Annotated in this window: 16 protein-coding genes; 9 read left to right on the top strand and 7 right to left on the bottom strand. The window is 73.3% G+C overall.

The features are described from left to right. Position 1: 1 nt before the first annotated feature. On the bottom strand, positions 2–1,135 hold the full coding sequence (locus KZQ38_RS10245; protein ID WP_219440530.1) for an ABC transporter substrate-binding protein: 1,134 nt from the start codon (positions 1,133–1,135) through the stop codon (positions 2–4). 568 nt (positions 1,136–1,703) lie between these two features. On the opposite strand from KZQ38_RS10245, the gene KZQ38_RS10240 reads away from it, so the two are divergent. After that, a complete protein-coding gene (locus KZQ38_RS10240) occupies positions 1,704–2,381 on the top strand; it encodes a hypothetical protein (protein WP_219440528.1) in 678 nt (225 codons plus the stop codon). On the opposite strand, the gene KZQ38_RS10235 is transcribed toward KZQ38_RS10240, so the two are convergent. Continuing rightward, the gene (locus tag KZQ38_RS10235) at positions 2,307–2,852 is read right to left on the bottom strand and encodes a TetR/AcrR family transcriptional regulator (protein ID WP_219440526.1); all 546 of its coding nucleotides are present in this window, start codon (positions 2,850–2,852) and stop codon (positions 2,307–2,309) included. The two genes, KZQ38_RS10240 and KZQ38_RS10235, sit on opposite strands and share 75 nt — an antisense overlap. 80 nt (positions 2,853–2,932) lie before the next feature. On the opposite strand from KZQ38_RS10235, the gene KZQ38_RS10230 reads away from it, so the two are divergent. Continuing rightward, entirely contained in the window at positions 2,933–3,823 is an 891-nt protein-coding gene (locus KZQ38_RS10230; RefSeq protein ID WP_219440524.1) for an oxidoreductase, read from the top strand. A 9-nt stretch (positions 3,824–3,832) separates the two neighbouring features. Here the strand turns inward: KZQ38_RS10230 and KZQ38_RS10225 are convergent, their stop codons facing one another. The 3 genes from KZQ38_RS10225 to KZQ38_RS10215 are packed head-to-tail and all read right to left on the bottom strand — an operon-like array spanning position 3,833 to position 5,963. After that, on the bottom strand, positions 3,833–4,609 hold the full coding sequence (locus KZQ38_RS10225; RefSeq protein ID WP_219440508.1) for a methylated-DNA--[protein]-cysteine S-methyltransferase: 777 nt from the start codon (positions 4,607–4,609) through the stop codon (positions 3,833–3,835). Beyond that, positions 4,606–5,220: an RNA polymerase sigma factor gene (locus tag KZQ38_RS10220; protein WP_219440499.1), complete on the bottom strand. Its 615-nt coding sequence runs from the start codon at positions 5,218–5,220 to the stop codon at positions 4,606–4,608. The genes KZQ38_RS10225 and KZQ38_RS10220 overlap by 4 nt, the downstream gene beginning before the upstream one ends. A 41-nt stretch (positions 5,221–5,261) precedes the next feature. Continuing rightward, a complete protein-coding gene (locus KZQ38_RS10215) occupies positions 5,262–5,963 on the bottom strand; it encodes a 2OG-Fe(II) oxygenase (RefSeq protein ID WP_308258332.1) in 702 nt (233 codons plus the stop codon). Between the two features lie 180 nt (positions 5,964–6,143). Between KZQ38_RS10215 and KZQ38_RS10210 the strand changes: the two genes are divergently transcribed. Genes KZQ38_RS10210 through KZQ38_RS10180 form a run of 7 tightly spaced genes read left to right on the top strand, consistent with a single transcriptional unit; the run spans position 6,144 to position 13,524 of the window. After that, positions 6,144–6,923: a 2-amino-3,7-dideoxy-D-threo-hept-6-ulosonate synthase gene (locus KZQ38_RS10210; protein WP_219440497.1), complete on the top strand. Its 780-nt coding sequence runs from the start codon at positions 6,144–6,146 to the stop codon at positions 6,921–6,923. After that, positions 6,920–8,023 carry a 3-dehydroquinate synthase II family protein gene (locus KZQ38_RS10205; RefSeq protein ID WP_219440495.1) on the top strand — a complete coding sequence of 368 codons (1,104 nt, stop codon included), beginning with the start codon at positions 6,920–6,922 and terminating at the stop codon, positions 8,021–8,023. The genes KZQ38_RS10210 and KZQ38_RS10205 overlap by 4 nt, the downstream gene beginning before the upstream one ends. 53 nt (positions 8,024–8,076) lie before the next feature. Next, a complete protein-coding gene (locus KZQ38_RS10200) occupies positions 8,077–9,387 on the top strand; it encodes a class I adenylate-forming enzyme family protein (RefSeq protein WP_219440493.1) in 1,311 nt (436 codons plus the stop codon). Continuing rightward, entirely contained in the window at positions 9,384–10,262 is an 879-nt protein-coding gene (locus tag KZQ38_RS10195; RefSeq protein WP_219440491.1) for a bifunctional transcriptional activator/DNA repair enzyme AdaA, read from the top strand. Before KZQ38_RS10200 ends, KZQ38_RS10195 begins: the two co-directional genes overlap by 4 nt. Positions 10,263–10,310: 48 nt before the next feature. After that, a complete protein-coding gene (locus KZQ38_RS10190; protein WP_219440490.1) occupies positions 10,311–11,903 on the top strand; it encodes a class I adenylate-forming enzyme family protein in 1,593 nt (530 codons plus the stop codon). Beyond that, a complete protein-coding gene (locus KZQ38_RS10185) occupies positions 11,900–12,901 on the top strand; it encodes a methyltransferase (protein WP_219440488.1) in 1,002 nt (333 codons plus the stop codon). Before KZQ38_RS10190 ends, KZQ38_RS10185 begins: the two co-directional genes overlap by 4 nt. Further along, entirely contained in the window at positions 12,898–13,524 is a 627-nt protein-coding gene (locus tag KZQ38_RS10180) for a cupin domain-containing protein (protein WP_219440486.1), read from the top strand. The genes KZQ38_RS10185 and KZQ38_RS10180 overlap by 4 nt, the downstream gene beginning before the upstream one ends. Before the next feature lie 308 nt (positions 13,525–13,832). On the opposite strand, the gene KZQ38_RS10175 is transcribed toward KZQ38_RS10180, so the two are convergent. After that, entirely contained in the window at positions 13,833–15,419 is a 1,587-nt protein-coding gene (locus KZQ38_RS10175; RefSeq protein ID WP_219440484.1) for a 4-hydroxyphenylacetate 3-hydroxylase family protein, read from the bottom strand. Then, a complete protein-coding gene (locus KZQ38_RS10170) occupies positions 15,416–15,976 on the bottom strand; it encodes a flavin reductase family protein (protein WP_308258330.1) in 561 nt (186 codons plus the stop codon). The genes KZQ38_RS10175 and KZQ38_RS10170 overlap by 4 nt, the downstream gene beginning before the upstream one ends. Positions 15,977–16,093 lie beyond the last annotated feature (117 nt).

The following is a 16,093-nucleotide window of genomic DNA, read 5'->3' as shown; positions in this document are numbered from 1 at the left end:
GTCAGCCCACCGCCTGGGCCCACGTCTCGGACAACGCCTTCTTCGCCTTGTCCGCCTGGTCCTGCGTCAGGAACACCTGCTCGCCCGAGGTCTTCGGCAGCTTCGCCGCCGCGGCGGCGTCGACCTTGCCGGACGTGGTCAGCGCGTCCAGCCGCACCGGCCGGGACAGGCCCTTGAGGTAGAGGTTCTGGCCCTCGTCGGAGTACAGGAACTCCTGCCACAGCCGCGCGGCGGCCGGGTGCGGCGCGTCCTTGCTGATCGCCTGGTTGTAGTACGCGCCGACCTGCGCGCCCGACGGCACCACGACCTTCCAGTCCGCCTTGCCGGCGAGCTTCGCGGTCTGGGCGGCGTTGGTGTAGTCCCAGTCGATCACGACCGGCGTCTGGCCGGACTCGATGGTCGCGGGCGACGGGTCGACCGGCAGGAAGTTGCCCGCGGCCTTGAGCTGCTTGAAGAACTCGACGCCGGGCGCGATGTCGTCGGCCGAGCCGCCGTTGCCCAGCGCGGCCATCACGACGCCGGAGAACGCCGCGCCCGCCTGCGTCGGGTCGCCGTTGAGCGCCACCTTGCCCTGGTACTCGGGCTTGAGCAGGTCCTTGACGGTGGTCGGCGCGGGCACCTTGCCCGCGTCGTACCCGATCGACATGAAGCCGCCGTAGTCGCCGTAGTAGAGGCCGCTCGGCTCCTTCAGCTCGGCGGGGATGTCGTTCCAGGTCCGCACCTGGTAGGGCGCGAACAGGTCCTTGTTGGCCAGGGCCACGTTCAGGCCCAGGTCGAACACGTCGGGCGCGCGGTCGTTGCCCTTGAGCTGCTTGGCGGCGTTGATCTCGTCCTGGCTCGACGCGTCGGGCTGCGCGGAGTCGACCTTGATGCCGTACTTCGCCTCGAACGCCTTGATGATCTCGCCGTAGTTGGCCCAGTCCGGTGGCAGGGCGATGACGTTGAGCCCGCCCTCCTTCTTGGCGGCCTCGACGAGCTGGTCCAGCCCGCCGAGGTCGGCGGCGGACTTGGCGGTCGCGGCCGAGGAGCCGCCCGCGGCGGCGCCTTCCTTGGCGGGCGGCGCGCCACAGGCGGCGATCAACGCCAGCGCCGCCGCGCCGGTGGCGGCCAAGCGGAGGACTCGGGTGTGGGTCACGGGTCGAACCTTCCTCGGGACAAGGGATTCCGGGCGACCAGAACGTTCCAGACGTGCGGAGGATTGGCGACGTCGCGCGTGCTTGTCAAGCCGACCGCGCCGACTGAGACCCGTGCGACCAACCGGGCGAATTCCCGGTGCTCCACACGTGTCCGCGGGGTTAACGGACGGGCTCCGGCCGACGTCGACCGTCGCGAGTGGAGGGTCGGCCACTCCCCCGCCACCACTCCGGTCCGCTCGGGGTGAAGCGGTCGCGGAGGGCGAGCGGAGGGTCACCAGCGGCGTGGTGGCTCGGCGGCTCGGGCGAAGGGCGCGAGCGACGGCGTCCCGCACCGGCGCGACGGGGTCGGCGCGGAAGCCGCTAGCCGGGTGAAAGGCGCGCGAGCGAGGCGGCGTCGCACGCCCGACGCGAACGGTGCGGGTGCGGGAGCCGCGAGCGGCCGGCCCGACCGGCGAGCCCCCGCTCGGCGCGGCCCGACCGGCACCACCGGGCGGACCGCGCGTGGCTGCGAACACCCCACCCAATAGGTAGGCTGGCTACACGTAGCCACTCAACCCAAGGGGGATCATGGGCCGGAAGCTGCTCGTCTGGTTGCACGTCATCACGTCGGCCTGCTGGATGTGCATGGCGCTGGCCCTCTTCGTCGCGGTCAACCACGCGTTGAGCGCACCGGACCCGGGACCGGCGTTCGCCGTCGCCCTCCGACTGGACGTCGACATCCTCCAGTTCGCCGCCACCACCTCGGCCTTCACCGGCGTGATGCTGTCCGCGCTGACCCCCTGGGGCCACTTCCGCCACTGGTGGGTGCTCACCAAGTTCGCGGTGACCCTCTCCCAGCTCTACACCGGCGTCTTCATCCTCAGCCCGAACCTGCACCCGGCGGGCGACCCGACCCTGATGCGCCTCGGCTCCCTGCTGATGGCCACGGCCCTGGCCGGGCAGGTCTGGCTCTCCGTCGCCAAACCGTGGCGCCGCACCCCGTGGGCCGCCACCCCCAACCCCCGCGCCGCCCCGAACGGCGCCTTCTACGCCGCCCTGGCCGTACCGGCCGTGGACTTCGCGTTGGGCGAAGCCCTGCTGGGACAACCGGTCCCGGTCCTGTCCCTGCTGGTGGCACTCCTCTTCCCGCCCCTCCGCGTCGCCGCCCGGCGCACGAGGACTCCAGCGAGATCAGCGGAAAAGGGCGCGGTGGGCGAGCGTCACCCACCTCTCCCGAGCGTGCGACGAGGCACGCGCATCCGGTGACCACGCCAGCAACAGGGCGATGTCCTCCACCGTGACGTCCGGGCGCAACGCACCCTCGGCGTGCGCGAGGTCGACCATCTTCGCCAGCGAGCGCAGGGCGTTGTCCCGGATGTCGTGCAACGCGTCCGACCCGGGACCCGCCACGGCATCGCGCAACAGGCGCTCCTGACCCATGTCGACCACGACGCGGCGGAGCAGGGCGAGCACCTCGTCCGCCGCGCGGGACCGGCCGTCGTCGATCCTGCCCAGGGCGGCGTCCAAGACCTCCGCGATCACCGCCGCCAGCTCGGCGGCGATGGCCTCGACCAGGTGCGCCTTGGTCGGGAAGTGGCGGTAGAGGGTGCCCACCGCCACGCCGGCCCCGGCGGCGATGTCGTCCATGCCGACGTCCGGGCCACGAGCCACCATCAACACCCGCGCGGCGGCGAGGATCGCCGTCCGGTTGCGCACCGCGTCCGCCCGAGGACTCATCCGCCCGCCTCCCTTGCCCAAAACCTGAACCCGTGGTTCACAATAGAACCTGAACCAGCCGTTCAGGTTAGGAGGGCACAGTGGTGTGGACCGAGGCGGACATACCCGACCAGCGGGGCCGGGTCGCGGTGGTCACGGGCGCCAACACCGGCATCGGCTTCGAGACGGCCCGCGCGCTCGCGGCACGCGGTGCCACCGTCGTGCTCGCGTGCCGCGACCCGCGCCGGGCGGACGACGCGGCCGAGCGGATCAGCCGCGTGGCACCCGGTGCCGAGGTGCGCGTGGTGCACCTCGACCTCGCCTCGCTCGCCTCGGTGCGCGGGGCGGCCGAGGCGATCGCCGAGCACGGGCGGATCGACCTGTTGGTCAACAACGCCGGGGTGACCGGGCTGAGGGGCCGCACGCGGGACGGCTTCGAGATCCAGTTCGGGGTGAACCACCTCGGCCACTTCGCGCTCACCGGCCTGCTGGCGGACCGCCTCCTGGCCACCCCGGGCTCCCGCGTCGTGACGGTCAGCAGCATCGGGCACCGCCTCGGCGTGCTCGACCCCGCCGACCCGCAGACGGGCGGGCGCAGCGCCTACGCCCGTTCGAAACTCGCGAACCTGCTGTTCTCCCACGAGCTGCACCGGCGGTTGCGCGCCGCCGGCGCGGACACCTCGGCCCTGGCCGCGCACCCCGGCGGCGCGGCCACCGAGGTGTTCCGCAACTCCTCGGCGTGGTTCCGCGCGCCGAACCTGCTGCTCGCCCGGCTGCTCGGGCGGACACCGGCGATGGGCGCGCTGCCCACCCTCCGCGCGGCCACCGATCCCGCCGCCCGGGGCGGCGAGTATTACGGGCCGGGTGGCCTCTTCGAGGTCCACGGCCACCCGGAACGGGTCACCGCCGCCGCCCGCGCACACGACACCGCCCTGCAACAACACCTGTGGCGAGCGTCCGAACGGCTCAGCGGGGTCACCTACCCGCTGTGACCCCGGCCGTCACGCCGACGCGGCCAGGGCGGGGCGGCAGTGCAGGCACGGGCGGTAACCGGCTTCGGTGGCCTGGTCGACCGTGCGGAACCCGCGCCGGTGCGGTGGCGTGATCCGCCGGGCGTGGGCGCAGGTCGGGAAGCACACGATCCCGGTGGTGTCGCTGCCGATGTAGAACACGCGTGCCTTCGCCAGCTCGCGCAGCTCGCCGAGGTCGACGTGCTCGGCCAGCAGCATCGCCTCCTTGACCGGCGTGCCGAACACGTACTCCCCCACCTGCCCGTCGGCACGGGTGACGCGGTGGCACGGGATGAGCACGGGCACGGGGTTGCGCCCGAGCGCCGTGCCGACCGCGCGCACCGCGCCCGGCCGGCCGATCTCCCGGGCGACCCAGGCGTACGGCCGGGCCTGGCCCGCGGGGATGCGGCCGGCGGCGGTGAGCACGTCGACCTCGAACGGGGTCAGCCCGCGCAGGTCGTAACGCAGCTGCCGGGTGCGGCCGGTGCGCAGCGCGGCGACCAGCCCGGCAGGCGGCCGTTCGCCGGGCACCAGCGGTCGGGCGAAGCGGTCCCGGAACGACCTGGTGAACTCCACCGCCGAGTCGTCGACCGACGCCGCGGTGCGGACGTAGCTGATGCCCTGCGCGCCGAACGCCACGTACAGGTCGCCCACCGGGCCCGGCACCCGGACCCACCGGCTGACGACCCGGTCCAGCAGCCCGGTCGGCGCGGTCGCCGCCAAGCCGCCCAGCGCGGCCACGACGGGATCGCTGCCGTTGTTGGTCATGGCATCCTCCTCGGCACGAGCGCGCTCCCGACATCGTCCCCGACGCCCCCGGAACGGCCCAGGTAGAGCATCCGCAACCGCCGAAGCCCCCGTGACACGTGTGATTTGGCCGTCCCGTCCGGGCAACCCAGCACGGCGGCGACCTCGCCGATCGGGAGGCCGACCACGTGCCGCAGCACCACCGCCACCCGCTGGGTGGTGGGCAGCGCCGCCACCAGGACCGCGAGGTCGCGCCGGGTCTCGGCGCGCTCGGCGGCCTCCTCCACGCTCGGCCCGCCACCCGGCAGGTCACCCGCTTCGCCGAGCGGCACCTGGCTGGGCCGCCTGCCCGCCTCCCGCACCGAGTTGCGCCACGTGTTCAGCACGATGGTCAGCAGCCACGGCCGCGGCCGGAGCGCGAGGATGCGGTCCCGGTCGTAGCCGAGCAGCGCCCGGTAGGCGCGCAGGAACGCCTCGGCCGCCAGGTCCTCGGCGTCACCGGGCCCGCCCACCCTTAACGCCACCGAGTACACGACCTTCTCGTACGCGCGCACCAGGTCGACGAACCCGGCATCCAGGTCGTCGGCCAGCCGCGTGACCACGGCGTCGGTCAGTTGGTCGGTATCGGCCACGCCCTGAAGAACACCAGACGCCGCATACGGTTGCGATCCCCCTATCGCGCGTCGTGGAAGATGATGCCCAGGGTGTGCCGCACGCCGGACCGGACCTCGCTGACGCCGTGCCGCATCACCACCCGCTTGTGCCCGCGTGCCGAGGGCACCGGGCGGCTGTTGACCGCGAAGACCAGTCCCTGGCCGAGACCGGGGCGCGCGACCATGGGCCGGGACTGGGCACGGGGCCGCTGCTCGACGAACACGCTCTCCCCGCCGGTGAAATCGCGGTCCGGCGCGTTGAGCATGATCGCCACCTGGAGCGGGAACCACACGTCGCCGTAGAGGTCCTGGTGCAGGCAGTTGTAGCCGCCCGCCTCGTACCGCAGCAGCAGCGGGGTCGGCCGCAGCTGCCCGGCCGCGGCGCACCGCGCGTGCAGGCCGGCCAGGTCGTCCGGGAAGCCGGGCTCGCCCAGCCGGTCGGCCCAGGCGTTCGCGATCCGCGCCAGCGGCGGGTACAGCCGCTCGCGCAGGCGCCGGACGACCCCGGGCAGCGGGTGGTCGAAGTACCGGTAGCTGCCCTCGCCGAACTGGTGCCGGGCCATCACGACGGTGCTGCGGAACACGCCGTCGGCCGAGAACAACCCGGCGACCTCGGCGCACTCGCGCGCGTCGAGCAGCGGCGGCGTGGTGGCGAAACCGGTGCGGTCGAGTTCGGCGGCGAGCGCGGCGACATCGAGGTCCGGTGCGGGGAAGTGGTCCACGACCAGGGGAACACCACGCGCGCCGCACCGGTTGCGGCCGGGCTTGCTCCATCCTTCAGAGCCTTCTGTGACCGTGGTGGCGGCGGCCCTTCCGCACCTCCCGCCAGCCGGGGTGGTCGCGCAGACCTGAAGTGGGTGAGCACGGTGCCAGGCACTCCTCTTACCGGAAAGTCGCTGCGCATGGCGCGGTTGTCCCGGCACGGCGACGGGCGCTTCCTGTTCGTGCCGATGGACCACTCGCTGTCGGACGGGCCGATCGCCGACGTGGCCGGCTTCGAGCGGCTGGTGGCCGACGTGTGCCGGGGCGGCGCGGACGCGGTGGTCGTGCACAAGGGCCGCGCGCGGGTGATCGACCCGGCGCTGCTCACCCGCACCGCGTTGATCGTGCACCTGAGCGCCAGCACCGCGCACGCACCGGACGTCGACGCGAAGGTGCTGGTCGGGGACGTCGAGGAGGCGCTGCGGCTGGGCGCGGACGCGGTCAGCGCGCACGTCAACATCGGCTCGGACACCGAGGCCGCCCAGCTCGCCGACCTCGGCGCGGTGGCACGCGCGTGCGACCGCTGGGGCCTGCCGCTGCTCGCGATGGTCTACCCGCGCGGGCCGCGGATCACCGACCCGGGCAGGCCCGACCTGCTCGCGCACGTCGTCAACATCGCCGCGGACCTCGGCGTCGACCTGGTCAAGACCACGTCCACCGCGCCGGTGTCCGGGATGGCCGAGGTGGTGGCGGCCTCGCCGCTGCCGGTCCTCGTCGCGGGCGGCCCCGACGCGACGGCGGACCTCACCGGGTTCGCCGCGGCGGCACTCGCGGCGGGCTGCCGCGGGCTCGCGGTCGGCCGGCGCGTGTTCGGCAGCGCCGACCCCGGTCGGGCGGTCCGCGAGCTGGCCGCGGTCGTCCACGGCGACCCGTCCCGATCAGAGCCCACGACGCGACAACAACTGGCAGGTGTGCTGTGAAACTCGCTTGGATCGACATCCGCGCCGTGCCCGAGGCCCGGCGGGAGTCCGTGGTCGACGCCGCCGTGCACGCCCGGGTCGACGCCATCGTCCACGACGACCCCGCGCTGCTGGCCACGCTGCCCAACACGGTGCGCAAGGTCCTGCTGCCCGCGACCGGCGCACCGGCGCACGACGACCTGGTGGTGCTGCGCGAGGCCGCCGACGACGCCGCCCTGGACGGGTTGCTCGCCGCGAGCCGGGGCGGTGAGCGGGACGTGGCCGCGCTGGTGGACGTGGTCGACGACGCGACGCTCACGCTGGCCTGCCGCTCGGCCACCGCGCTGCCGTACACCGTGGTGCGCTTCAAGGACCCGACGAAGATCCCGCTGGAGATCGTGATCGCCGCCGCGGACAGCGCTCCCGGGCAGCTCATCTGCGCCGCCGCCGACCTCACCGAGGCCCGGATCGTCGTGGACGTGCTGGAGAAGGGCTCGGAGGGCGTGCTGCTCGCGCCCACCACCGCCGACGACGTCTTCCGGCTGATGGACGTGCTGCGCGCGCAGACCCCGCCGCTGAACCTGAGCAAGCTCACGGTGTCGTCGGTCGAGCACGTCGGCCTCGGCGACCGCGTCTGCGTCGACACCTGCACGCACTTCGGCGAGGACGAAGGGATGCTGGTCGGCAGCTACTCGCAGGGCTTCATCCTGTGTTGCAGCGAAACGCACCCGCTGCCGTACATGCCGACCCGGCCGTTCCGGATCAACGCGGGCGCGCTGCACTCGTACGTGCTGGGTCAGGACAACCGCACGAACTACCTGAGCGAGCTGAAGGCGGGCAGCACGGTGCTCGGCGTCGGCGCGGACGGCCGCACCCGCCGCATCACGGTCGGCCGGATCAAGCTGGAATCGCGTCCCCTGCTGAGCATCCGGGCCGAGTCCGAGGACGGCGTCCAGGTCAACCTGATCGTGCAGGACGACTGGCACGTGCGGGTCCTCGGGCCGGGCGCGGCCGTGCTGAACGTGACCGAGCTGAAGCCGGGCGACCAGGTCCTCGGCTACACCGCGACCGATCAGCGCCACGTCGGCTGGCCGGTCGGCGAGTTCTGCGTCGAGCAGTGAGGTGACGGCCGCGCGGGGAGGCGCGGTGACCGGACCGGAGGGGGAGATGGGAGTTGGCCGGCAACTCGTGGTGGGGCGAGGAACTGGTGTGCCGGGCGGACGACGACGCGTTGTGGGCGCGGGGCGCGCGAGCCGTGACCTACGGCCGGATGCGGTCGGAGGTCGAGTGGCTGCGCCGGGTGTACCGGCACCACGGCGTCGGGGTGCGCAGCACCGTCGCGCTGCACGGCACGCCCAGCTTCACCCAGCTCTGGTCGGTGTTCGCGTTGTGGTCCCTCGGCGCACACGTCGTCCTGCTGCCGCAGCGGGTCGACCTGGCGGCGGCCCTGGCCGACGCCGGACCGCAGTTCCACGTCAGCTTCGGCGGTTCCGACCGCGCGCACCGGGCGTTCGCGGACGAGTGCGAGGTGATGGTCCGCAGACGGCCCGGTGGTCGACCCGCCGACGACGAGAGCTGCCTCGTGCAGTTCTCGTCCGGCACGACCGGCGACGGCAGGCTGGTCGGCCGCACCGCCGAGTCGCTGCTCGCGGAACTCACCCGGATGGCCGCCGTGGACGGGATGCCCGCCGCCGGCGAGAACCTGCTGCTGCTGGACTCGACCACGCACTCCTTCGGCTTCGTCGGCGGGCTGCTGCACAGCATGAACGCCGGCGCGGTGGTGCTCTTCCCGCCCGCGAAGGCGGACGCCGACGTGGTCTTCGGCGGGCCGGACCACTTCGACGCGCTCGCCCGGGACCCGGCGCGGCGCGCGCCGCGAGTCGCGGTCAGCAGCGGCGAGGTGCTGCCGCACGGCGTGTTCGAGCGGTTCCACGACCGGTACGGCGTGCGCATCGGGCAGGCGTACGGCACGACCGAGACCGGCCTGCTCGCGGCGGACCCGCGTGGCGCGCACGGCCCGGACTCGGTCGGCGTGCGGCTGCCGGGGCTGCGGACCCGCGTCGAGCGCGGCGTCCTCGAAGTCCACCTCGCGCGGTCGCCGTACCGGCACGCTCCCGAGCCGTGGCTCGGCGGCTGGCTGTCGACGCACGACCTGGTGACCGTCGCGCCGGCCACCGGCGCGCTGCGCCTGCGCGGCCGGGTGGACGGCTGCTGCCGGGAGCACGACGACGTCGACCTGCTGGCGGTCGAGCGGGCGCTCCAGGCGCACCCCGGGGTCCGCGAGGCCGTCGTGGTCTGCTCCGGCGTGGTCGAAGCCCTCGTCACCGGGTCGCCCGCGCTGGACGAGGCCGGGCTGGTGTCGTGGCTGAGCGGGGCGCGGGTGCCGGTCCGCTGCCACGTCGTGCCCGAGCTGCCCCGGACGGCCGACGGGAAGTTCGTCCGCGGGCGGAAGCTGATGCGGGTGGCGCGAGGGGTCACGCCGTGACGGTCACCGACGAGGAGCGGTGGGACGCGGTGCGCACCCGGAGCAGCGCGGCGGACGGCGTGTTCTTCTACTCGGTGCGCACCACCGGGGTCTACAACCGGCCCACGTGCGTGGCACGCGTGGCGCGCCGGGAGAACGTGGTGTTCTTCGCGACCGCGGCCGAGGCGGAAGCCGCCGGGTACCGGCCGTGCCGCCGGTGCCGCCCGGACGAGGACGCGCTGCGCGAGCCGGCCCTCGTCGCCGTCACCCGCGCCTGCCGCCTGGTCGCCGGCACGGGCCCACCGCCGCGCCTGGACGACCTCGCCGGGCTGGTCGGGTTCAGCAGGTTCCACTTCCACCGCATGTTCAAGGCGGTGACGGGCTTGACCCCGCACGCGTACGTGGCGGCGCTGCGGGCCGACCGGGTGCGCGCGGCGCTGGCCGCCGCGGCGAGCGTGACCGACGCGATCTACGGCGCGGGGTTCAACTCCAACGGCGCGTTCTACGCCAGCGCGCGGGACATCCTCGGCATGACACCGACCATGTTCCGCGCGGGCGGGGCGGGTGCGTGCATCCGCCACCACGTCGCCCGGTGCGCCTCCGGTCTGGTGCTCGTCGCGTTCACCGACGGGGGCCTGTGCGACGTGCTGCTGGGCGACGACGCGGACGACCTGGTCGCCCGCCTGCGGGCGACGTTCCCCGGCGCGGTGACGTCGCGGGCCGGACCGGAGTCCGCCGAGCGCGTCGACCGCGCCGTGCGGGTGGCGGAACCGCCGCGAGCGGCTCGCGGCCTACCGGAGGACATCCACGGCGTCCTGTTGCGGCAGCGCGTTCGCGAAGTTTTGCGGGACTCTCGATGGCATGACGAAAACACCCGTCGTGCACAACGAGCCTAGGGGGACTTGATGTACTTGTTCGGCACGCACCGGTCCATCACACAACGGATGAGGCTGACGCTGCGGCGAGAGCTGGGCGCGGGCAACTTCTTCTGGCACGTCTGCGACGTCGCCACCGACCTCGACCGCGCCGTCCTGTTCCGGTCGGGCGACCTCGGGCCGCGCGGTTGGTCCGTGGCGGAGCTGCGCGACGAAGTGCTCCGCTACGCCGACTGGTACCGCGAACGCGGCGTGGGCGTGCGCACCCGCGTCGGCGTGTGGACCGCGGACGGGCTGGCCGGGCTCCTGCACCACATCGCGATCACCAGCCTCGGCGGGGTGACCGTGCTGACCAACCCGAACATGGCGCCGGAGACGGCCGCGCGTTACTTCGAGCGCAGCGACACCGCCGCGCTGGTCGGCGACGCGGACCTGATCGCCGCGCTGCCCGGTCCACCGCCCGTCGTCGCGGACCTCGCACAACTCCGCGCCCACCCCGGCAGGCACCGGCAGGCCCCGTACCGGCACGCGCCCGACGACCTGGTGCTGATCTCGCACTCGTCCGGCACGACGGGCACGCCGAAGCCGACGGCCTTCGCGCACCGCTCGTTCTTCGTCGGCAAGCGCGAGCGGCTGTGGCGGTTCCCGTCGTCGGTGGACGACCGCGTGCTCACCGCACTGCCGCACAGCCACTCGTCCGGGATCAGCTACCTCAGCCTGGCGCTGCTGCTCGGGCTGCCCGCGATGCTGGTGGACGACCCGGCGGGCGCGTCCGTCGCGGCGGCGATGAACGAGTTCCTGCCGACCGTCGTGATCGGCTTCCCGCTCGCGCTGGCCGACCTGCCGGTCGACCGGCTCTCCGAGCGCGCCAAGGACACCGTGCACACCTGGATGGGAATGGGCGACGCGTCGCACGAGCGGCACATCCGGCCGCTGGTGCGGTTGGGGCGCAACGGTTCCACCTACCTGGACGGTCTCGGTTCGTCCGAGATGGGCATGGTGTTGTTCCGGCAGGCCCACACCAGGGACTCGGAGCGGTACGGGCGGGCCATCGGCCGACCGGTGCCGGTCGTGCGGGAGGCCGCGGTGCTGGACGAGCGCGGCAACGCCCTGCCGGACGGGCAGGCCGGTCTGCTGGGTGTGCGCACGCCCAGCCTGACACCGGGCTACGTGAACGAGCCCGGCCTGACCCGGCAGGCCCGGCGCGGCGACTACTTCCTGACCGGCGACGTGGTGCGCCGCGACGCCGACGGGGTGTGGTACCACCTCGACCGGACGCCCGACGTGATCACCACCTCCCGGGGACCCGTGCACAGCCTCGAGTTGGAGGAGGTCGTGCTCAACACGACCGGTGCGTTCGACGCCGCCGTGATCGCGGTCGACGACCCGGCGGAGGAGGGGCGGTCGCTGCCGGTCGCCGTGGTGCTGCACAAGGACGAGCCGCCCACGCCGGAGGACGCGCTCGCCCGGTGCAACGCGGCGCTGGCCGAACGCGGGCTGGCGACGCTGGCGGGCCTGGTGGTGGCCGCCGACCGCACCGGGCTCCCGGTCGGCGTCACCGGCAAGGTGCTCAAGCGGCAGTTGCGTGAGCGGCACCAGAAGCTGCTCGGCGAACCGGTGGCCGCCGGTGTCGCGTTGGCGGGGCCGGTGAACGGTCGATGACCGGCGCGCGGGCGGTGCTGGACATCGTCACCGGCACGTGGCGAGCCCAGGCGCTGCACGCGGCGGTGGTGCTGCGGCTGCCGGACCTCGTGGCGGAGGGGTGCGTCACGGGCGCGGACCTGGCCGCCGCGGCGGGCGCGGCGCCGGACCCGGTGGTCCGGTTGATGCGCCTGCTGGTCGTGCTCGGCGTGGTCGAGGGCGACGACCACGCCGGTTACCGCCTGACCCCGGTCGGCGAGCTGCTGCGCACCGGCGTGCCCGGTTCGATGCGGGACCTGTGCCTGCTCTACGGCGACGAGTCGCACCGCGCCTGGGGTGCGGTGGTGAGCGCGGTCCGCACCGGGCGGGCCGGTTTCGAGGTGGCGTTCGGCCACACGCTGCACGAGCACCTGGCCGAGGACCCCGCCGCCGGCGAGAAGTTCCTGCGTGCGATGAACGCGGGCAGCGAGTTCTTCGCCGACCTGCCGGACGCGTTCGACTTCGGCGCCCGGCACACCGTCACCGACCTGGCGGGCGGCAGCGGGCTGTTGCTGTCGACGGTGCTGTGCGCGCACCCGCACCTGCGCGGCGTGCTGTTCGACCGCGAGCACATGGTGGCGACGGCCGCGAAGCACCTCGCCGCGGCGGTCGAGCCCGACCGGTACGACGTGGTGCCCGGCGACCTGTTCCGCTCGGTGCCCGCCGGTTCGGACGTGTACCTGCTGTCCCGCGTCCTCCAGGACTGGGACGACGAGGACTGCGTCGCGCTGCTGAGCAACGTGCGCCGGGCGATGACGCACCCCGACGCCCGGCTGCTGGTCGTGGAGCGGGTGATCGACGGCTCCGCCGTCCTGCCGCTGCTGTTCGACCTGCACCTGCTGGTGATGGCGGGTGGTCGGGAACGCACCCTGCCCGACTACCGCGCCGTGCTGGCCGCGGCCGGCCTGCGGCTGGAGTCCGTGCGGGAACTGGCCCTGGAGACCAGCCTGCTGGTCGCCGTGAGAGGAGATGACCGGTGACGGTCGAAGTGGGGGAAGTGTACGAGAACCCGCGCTGCGGCGAACGCGTCGTGGTGCGGACGCCGGCGGCCATGACCGACAACGCCCGGACGGTGCTCGACGTCTACGCCACGCCCGGCGGCGCGGTGTCCGGCGAGCACCTGCACCCGCTGAGCGAGGAGCGGTTCACCCTGGTGCGCGGCCGCGTCGCGTTCCTGATCGGCGGGCGGAAGGTGGTGCTCGACGAGTGCGGCCAGAGCGTGCTGATCCAACCCGGCATCAAGCACCGCTGGTGGAACTGCGGTGGCGTGGAGTCGTTCCACGTGTGCGAGGTGCGCCGCAACGCCGACCGGTTCGAGCAACTGGTGCTGCGCCAGCTGTTCGGCCTGGCGCAGGACGGGCGGACCAGCCCGGAGGGCATGCCGGGCCTGCTCCAGCAGGCGCTGACGACACGCGAGTACGGCGACGTCGTCCGCTACACCCGGCCGCCGTGGGCGGTGCAGCGCGTGTTGTTCGCGGTGCTCGCCCCGATCGCCCGGCTGACGGGCCGGAAGGGCTGCTACCCCGAGTACCTGCACCGCAAGCCGACCGAAACCGTCGCCCTCGAACACTTACCCGCCGAGGTCGCCGCCCTCCACGCCTGACCACCACCGCACCCGCCCGCGCCCCGCCGCGGCACCCACCCGACCACCCGCCGATGCCCGGCACCGGCGCCCACCGACCCGCGGCGGCACCCCACCCGCACCCGCTCCCCTCAGCCGCCCGGCACCCCTCACCTGCCCGGCACCCCTCACCCGCCCGGCACCCCTCACCCGCCCGACTACCCGCACCGGCCCGACCACCCGCACCGGCCCCGCCGGCCCGCCCGCCGCGCCCACCTGTCCACCGACCGACCGCACTCACCGACCCGCCGCCCCGCCACGGCACCCGACCGCCGTGGCGGGGCGGCGGTTCAGCGGTCCCGCCACAGGCGGCGGCCGGCGGTGCGCAGGTCGGTGAACGAGTCGAGGTCGGGCGCCGTCCAGCCGTCCAGGTCGTACTCCGCCAGGCAGCGCTCCGCGAAGCCGCGGTACGCCTCGACCTGACCGGAGGCGACCTGGGCGGTGAGGATGTCGGTCCGCACCGCCTCGTGGTTGCCCGAGTAGTTGCGCTCGTACAACTCGTGCCGACCCGCGAACTCGGAACCCACCGCGTCCCACAGCAGCTTCATCAGCTTGACCCGGCCGACCGAGTCGTAGCCGTTGGAGCCGCGCACGTACTTGTCCAGGTACGGCCGGATCTCCGGGTTGGCGAAGTCCTCCACCCCGGAGTTGACGTAGATCAGGCCGCTGGCCACGTCCTGCTCGATGATCTCCTTGATCCGCGGGTAGCCGATCGTCATGAACCACCGGTAGGCCAACCCGTAGTCCAGCCGCGGCAGCAGCGCGCCGTCCCGCCACGGCTGCGGGTTGCGCGCGGCGGCGTCGCTCAGCGCCCAGAACATGTTGCGCCAGGCCAACACCTCGCCGACGCGGGCCTGCACGCCGCGGAAGTCGCGGGTGCCGGTCGCGTCCAGCGCCTTGATCAGCAGCCCCGCGATGAAGTCGATCTTCACCGCGAGCCGCACGCAACCGTGGAACGTCAGCCGCTCCAGGAAGCCCGACTGCGGCGTGAAACCGTTGACCTGCTCGGGATCCCCGTACAGGAACACGTTCTCCCACGGGATCAGCACGCGGTCCAGCACGAAGATCGTGTCGTTCTCGTCCAGCCGGCTGGACAGCGGGTAGTCGAACGGCGAACCGGTCATCGCCGCCGCCGCCGCGTAGGACGGGCGGCAGATCAGCTTCAACCCGGGCGCGTTCATCGGCACGGTGGCCACCAACGCGAACTCCCGTTGCCGCAACGGCAAACCGTAGTGCGAGACGAAGTTGAAGTGGGTGATCGCCGAACCGGTGGCCACCACCTTCGCCCCGCTGACGACGAGGCCGTTGTCGGTCTCGCGCTCCACGTGCACGAACACGTCGCGCACGTCCTCGGCCGGCCGGTGCCGGTCGACCGGCGGGTGGATGATCGCGTGGTTCCAGAACAACACGCGTTCCTGGGACTCCCGGTACCAGCGCCGCGCGTTGTCCTGGAACGGCTCGTAGAAGTCGGCGTTCGCGCCGAGCGTGCCCAGGAACGCCGCCTTGTAGTCGGGGCTGCGCCCCATCCACCCGTAGGTCGTGCGCGCCCACTCGGCGATCGCCTCGCGGTCGTCCACGAGGTCCTGCACGGACCGCGGTGTCCGGAAGAACGGGTGCGTGCGCCCGACCGAACCGGTGTCCGTCGGCGCGGTCAGCACGGCCTGCTTCGCCGGGTCGTGCAGCGCGTCGTACAACCGCGCGGTCATCCGCGCCGTGTTCCGGAACGCCGGGTGCTCCGTGACGTCGTCCACGCGTTCGCCGTATATGTAGACGGCACGCCCGTCGCGCAAGCTGTCCAGGTATTCCTGCCCGGTCAACGGCCGCGTCTCGCGGGGCGCGGCGCCGGTCGGCCTCGGGCTGTCCTGCTGAAGTGTCATCCGCTTTCCCCGTTCGATCGGCTGAGCATTGCCGCGAGCATTTCGGTCGGGTAGTCGAGCGAACCGGACCAACCGGTCTCCGCGCGGGCGCGGCGCATTTCCCGGAACGCGCCCCGGTGGAAGACCAGCGGTTCCGCCCCGGACGCGCCGAAATCGACGACCTCGCCCAGGTGGAGCACGTGGTCGCCGCCGTCGTGGCCCGCCCACGGCGCGCACGAGACGAAAGCGGCGCAGCCGGCGAGGCGTGGTGGGCCCGCGCCGGGCAGCCAGGTGACCTCGGTGGTGCGCGCCCCGGCGAAGTGCAACGCCAGTTCCCGCTGGTCGGAGGCCAGCACGTTGACGCAGAACGGCGCGCCGGACAGCAGTTCACCCAGCGTGCTGGTCCGCCGCAACGACACCAGGACCAGCGGCGGGTCCAGCGACACGGAGGTGAACGAACCGACCGTGGCGCCGTGCACGACACCGTCCCGCTCCGTCGTCACCACGGTGACCCCGGTCGGGAAATGACCGAGACAATCCCGCAGTCGGCGCGTCCGGTCGACAATTGGAGGTGGCACGACAACATCTTCGCAGGACGTACTGGAGAATGGATCAGGAAACCCACCGGAGCCTGGCCTGCGCGGTACCGGCGGGCTATGGTCGAGACCTGGCGAAGGCGCTTTCAAAGGGGATCG

The organism is Saccharothrix obliqua (assembly GCF_019375475.1).
Classification (GTDB): Bacteria; Actinomycetota; Actinomycetes; order Mycobacteriales; family Pseudonocardiaceae; genus Actinosynnema; species Actinosynnema obliqua.
This window is presented reverse-complemented; position numbering and strand designations above follow the sequence as displayed.

Coding starts and splice junctions, on each gene's coding strand:
- KZQ38_RS10240 (WP_219440528.1), top strand. CDS start 1,704: ATGGGCCGGAAGCTGCTCGTCTGGTTGCACGTCATCACGTCGGCCTGC.
- KZQ38_RS10235 (WP_219440526.1), bottom strand. CDS start 2,852: ATGAGTCCTCGGGCGGACGCGGTGCGCAACCGGACGGCGATCCTCGCC.
- KZQ38_RS10225 (WP_219440508.1), bottom strand. CDS start 4,609: ATGACCAACAACGGCAGCGATCCCGTCGTGGCCGCGCTGGGCGGCTTG.
- KZQ38_RS10210 (WP_219440497.1), top strand. CDS start 6,144: ATGGCGCGGTTGTCCCGGCACGGCGACGGGCGCTTCCTGTTCGTGCCG.
- KZQ38_RS10190 (WP_219440490.1), top strand. CDS start 10,311: ATGAGGCTGACGCTGCGGCGAGAGCTGGGCGCGGGCAACTTCTTCTGG.
- KZQ38_RS10185 (WP_219440488.1), top strand. CDS start 11,900: ATGACCGGCGCGCGGGCGGTGCTGGACATCGTCACCGGCACGTGGCGA.
- KZQ38_RS10175 (WP_219440484.1), bottom strand. CDS start 15,419: ATGACACTTCAGCAGGACAGCCCGAGGCCGACCGGCGCCGCGCCCCGC.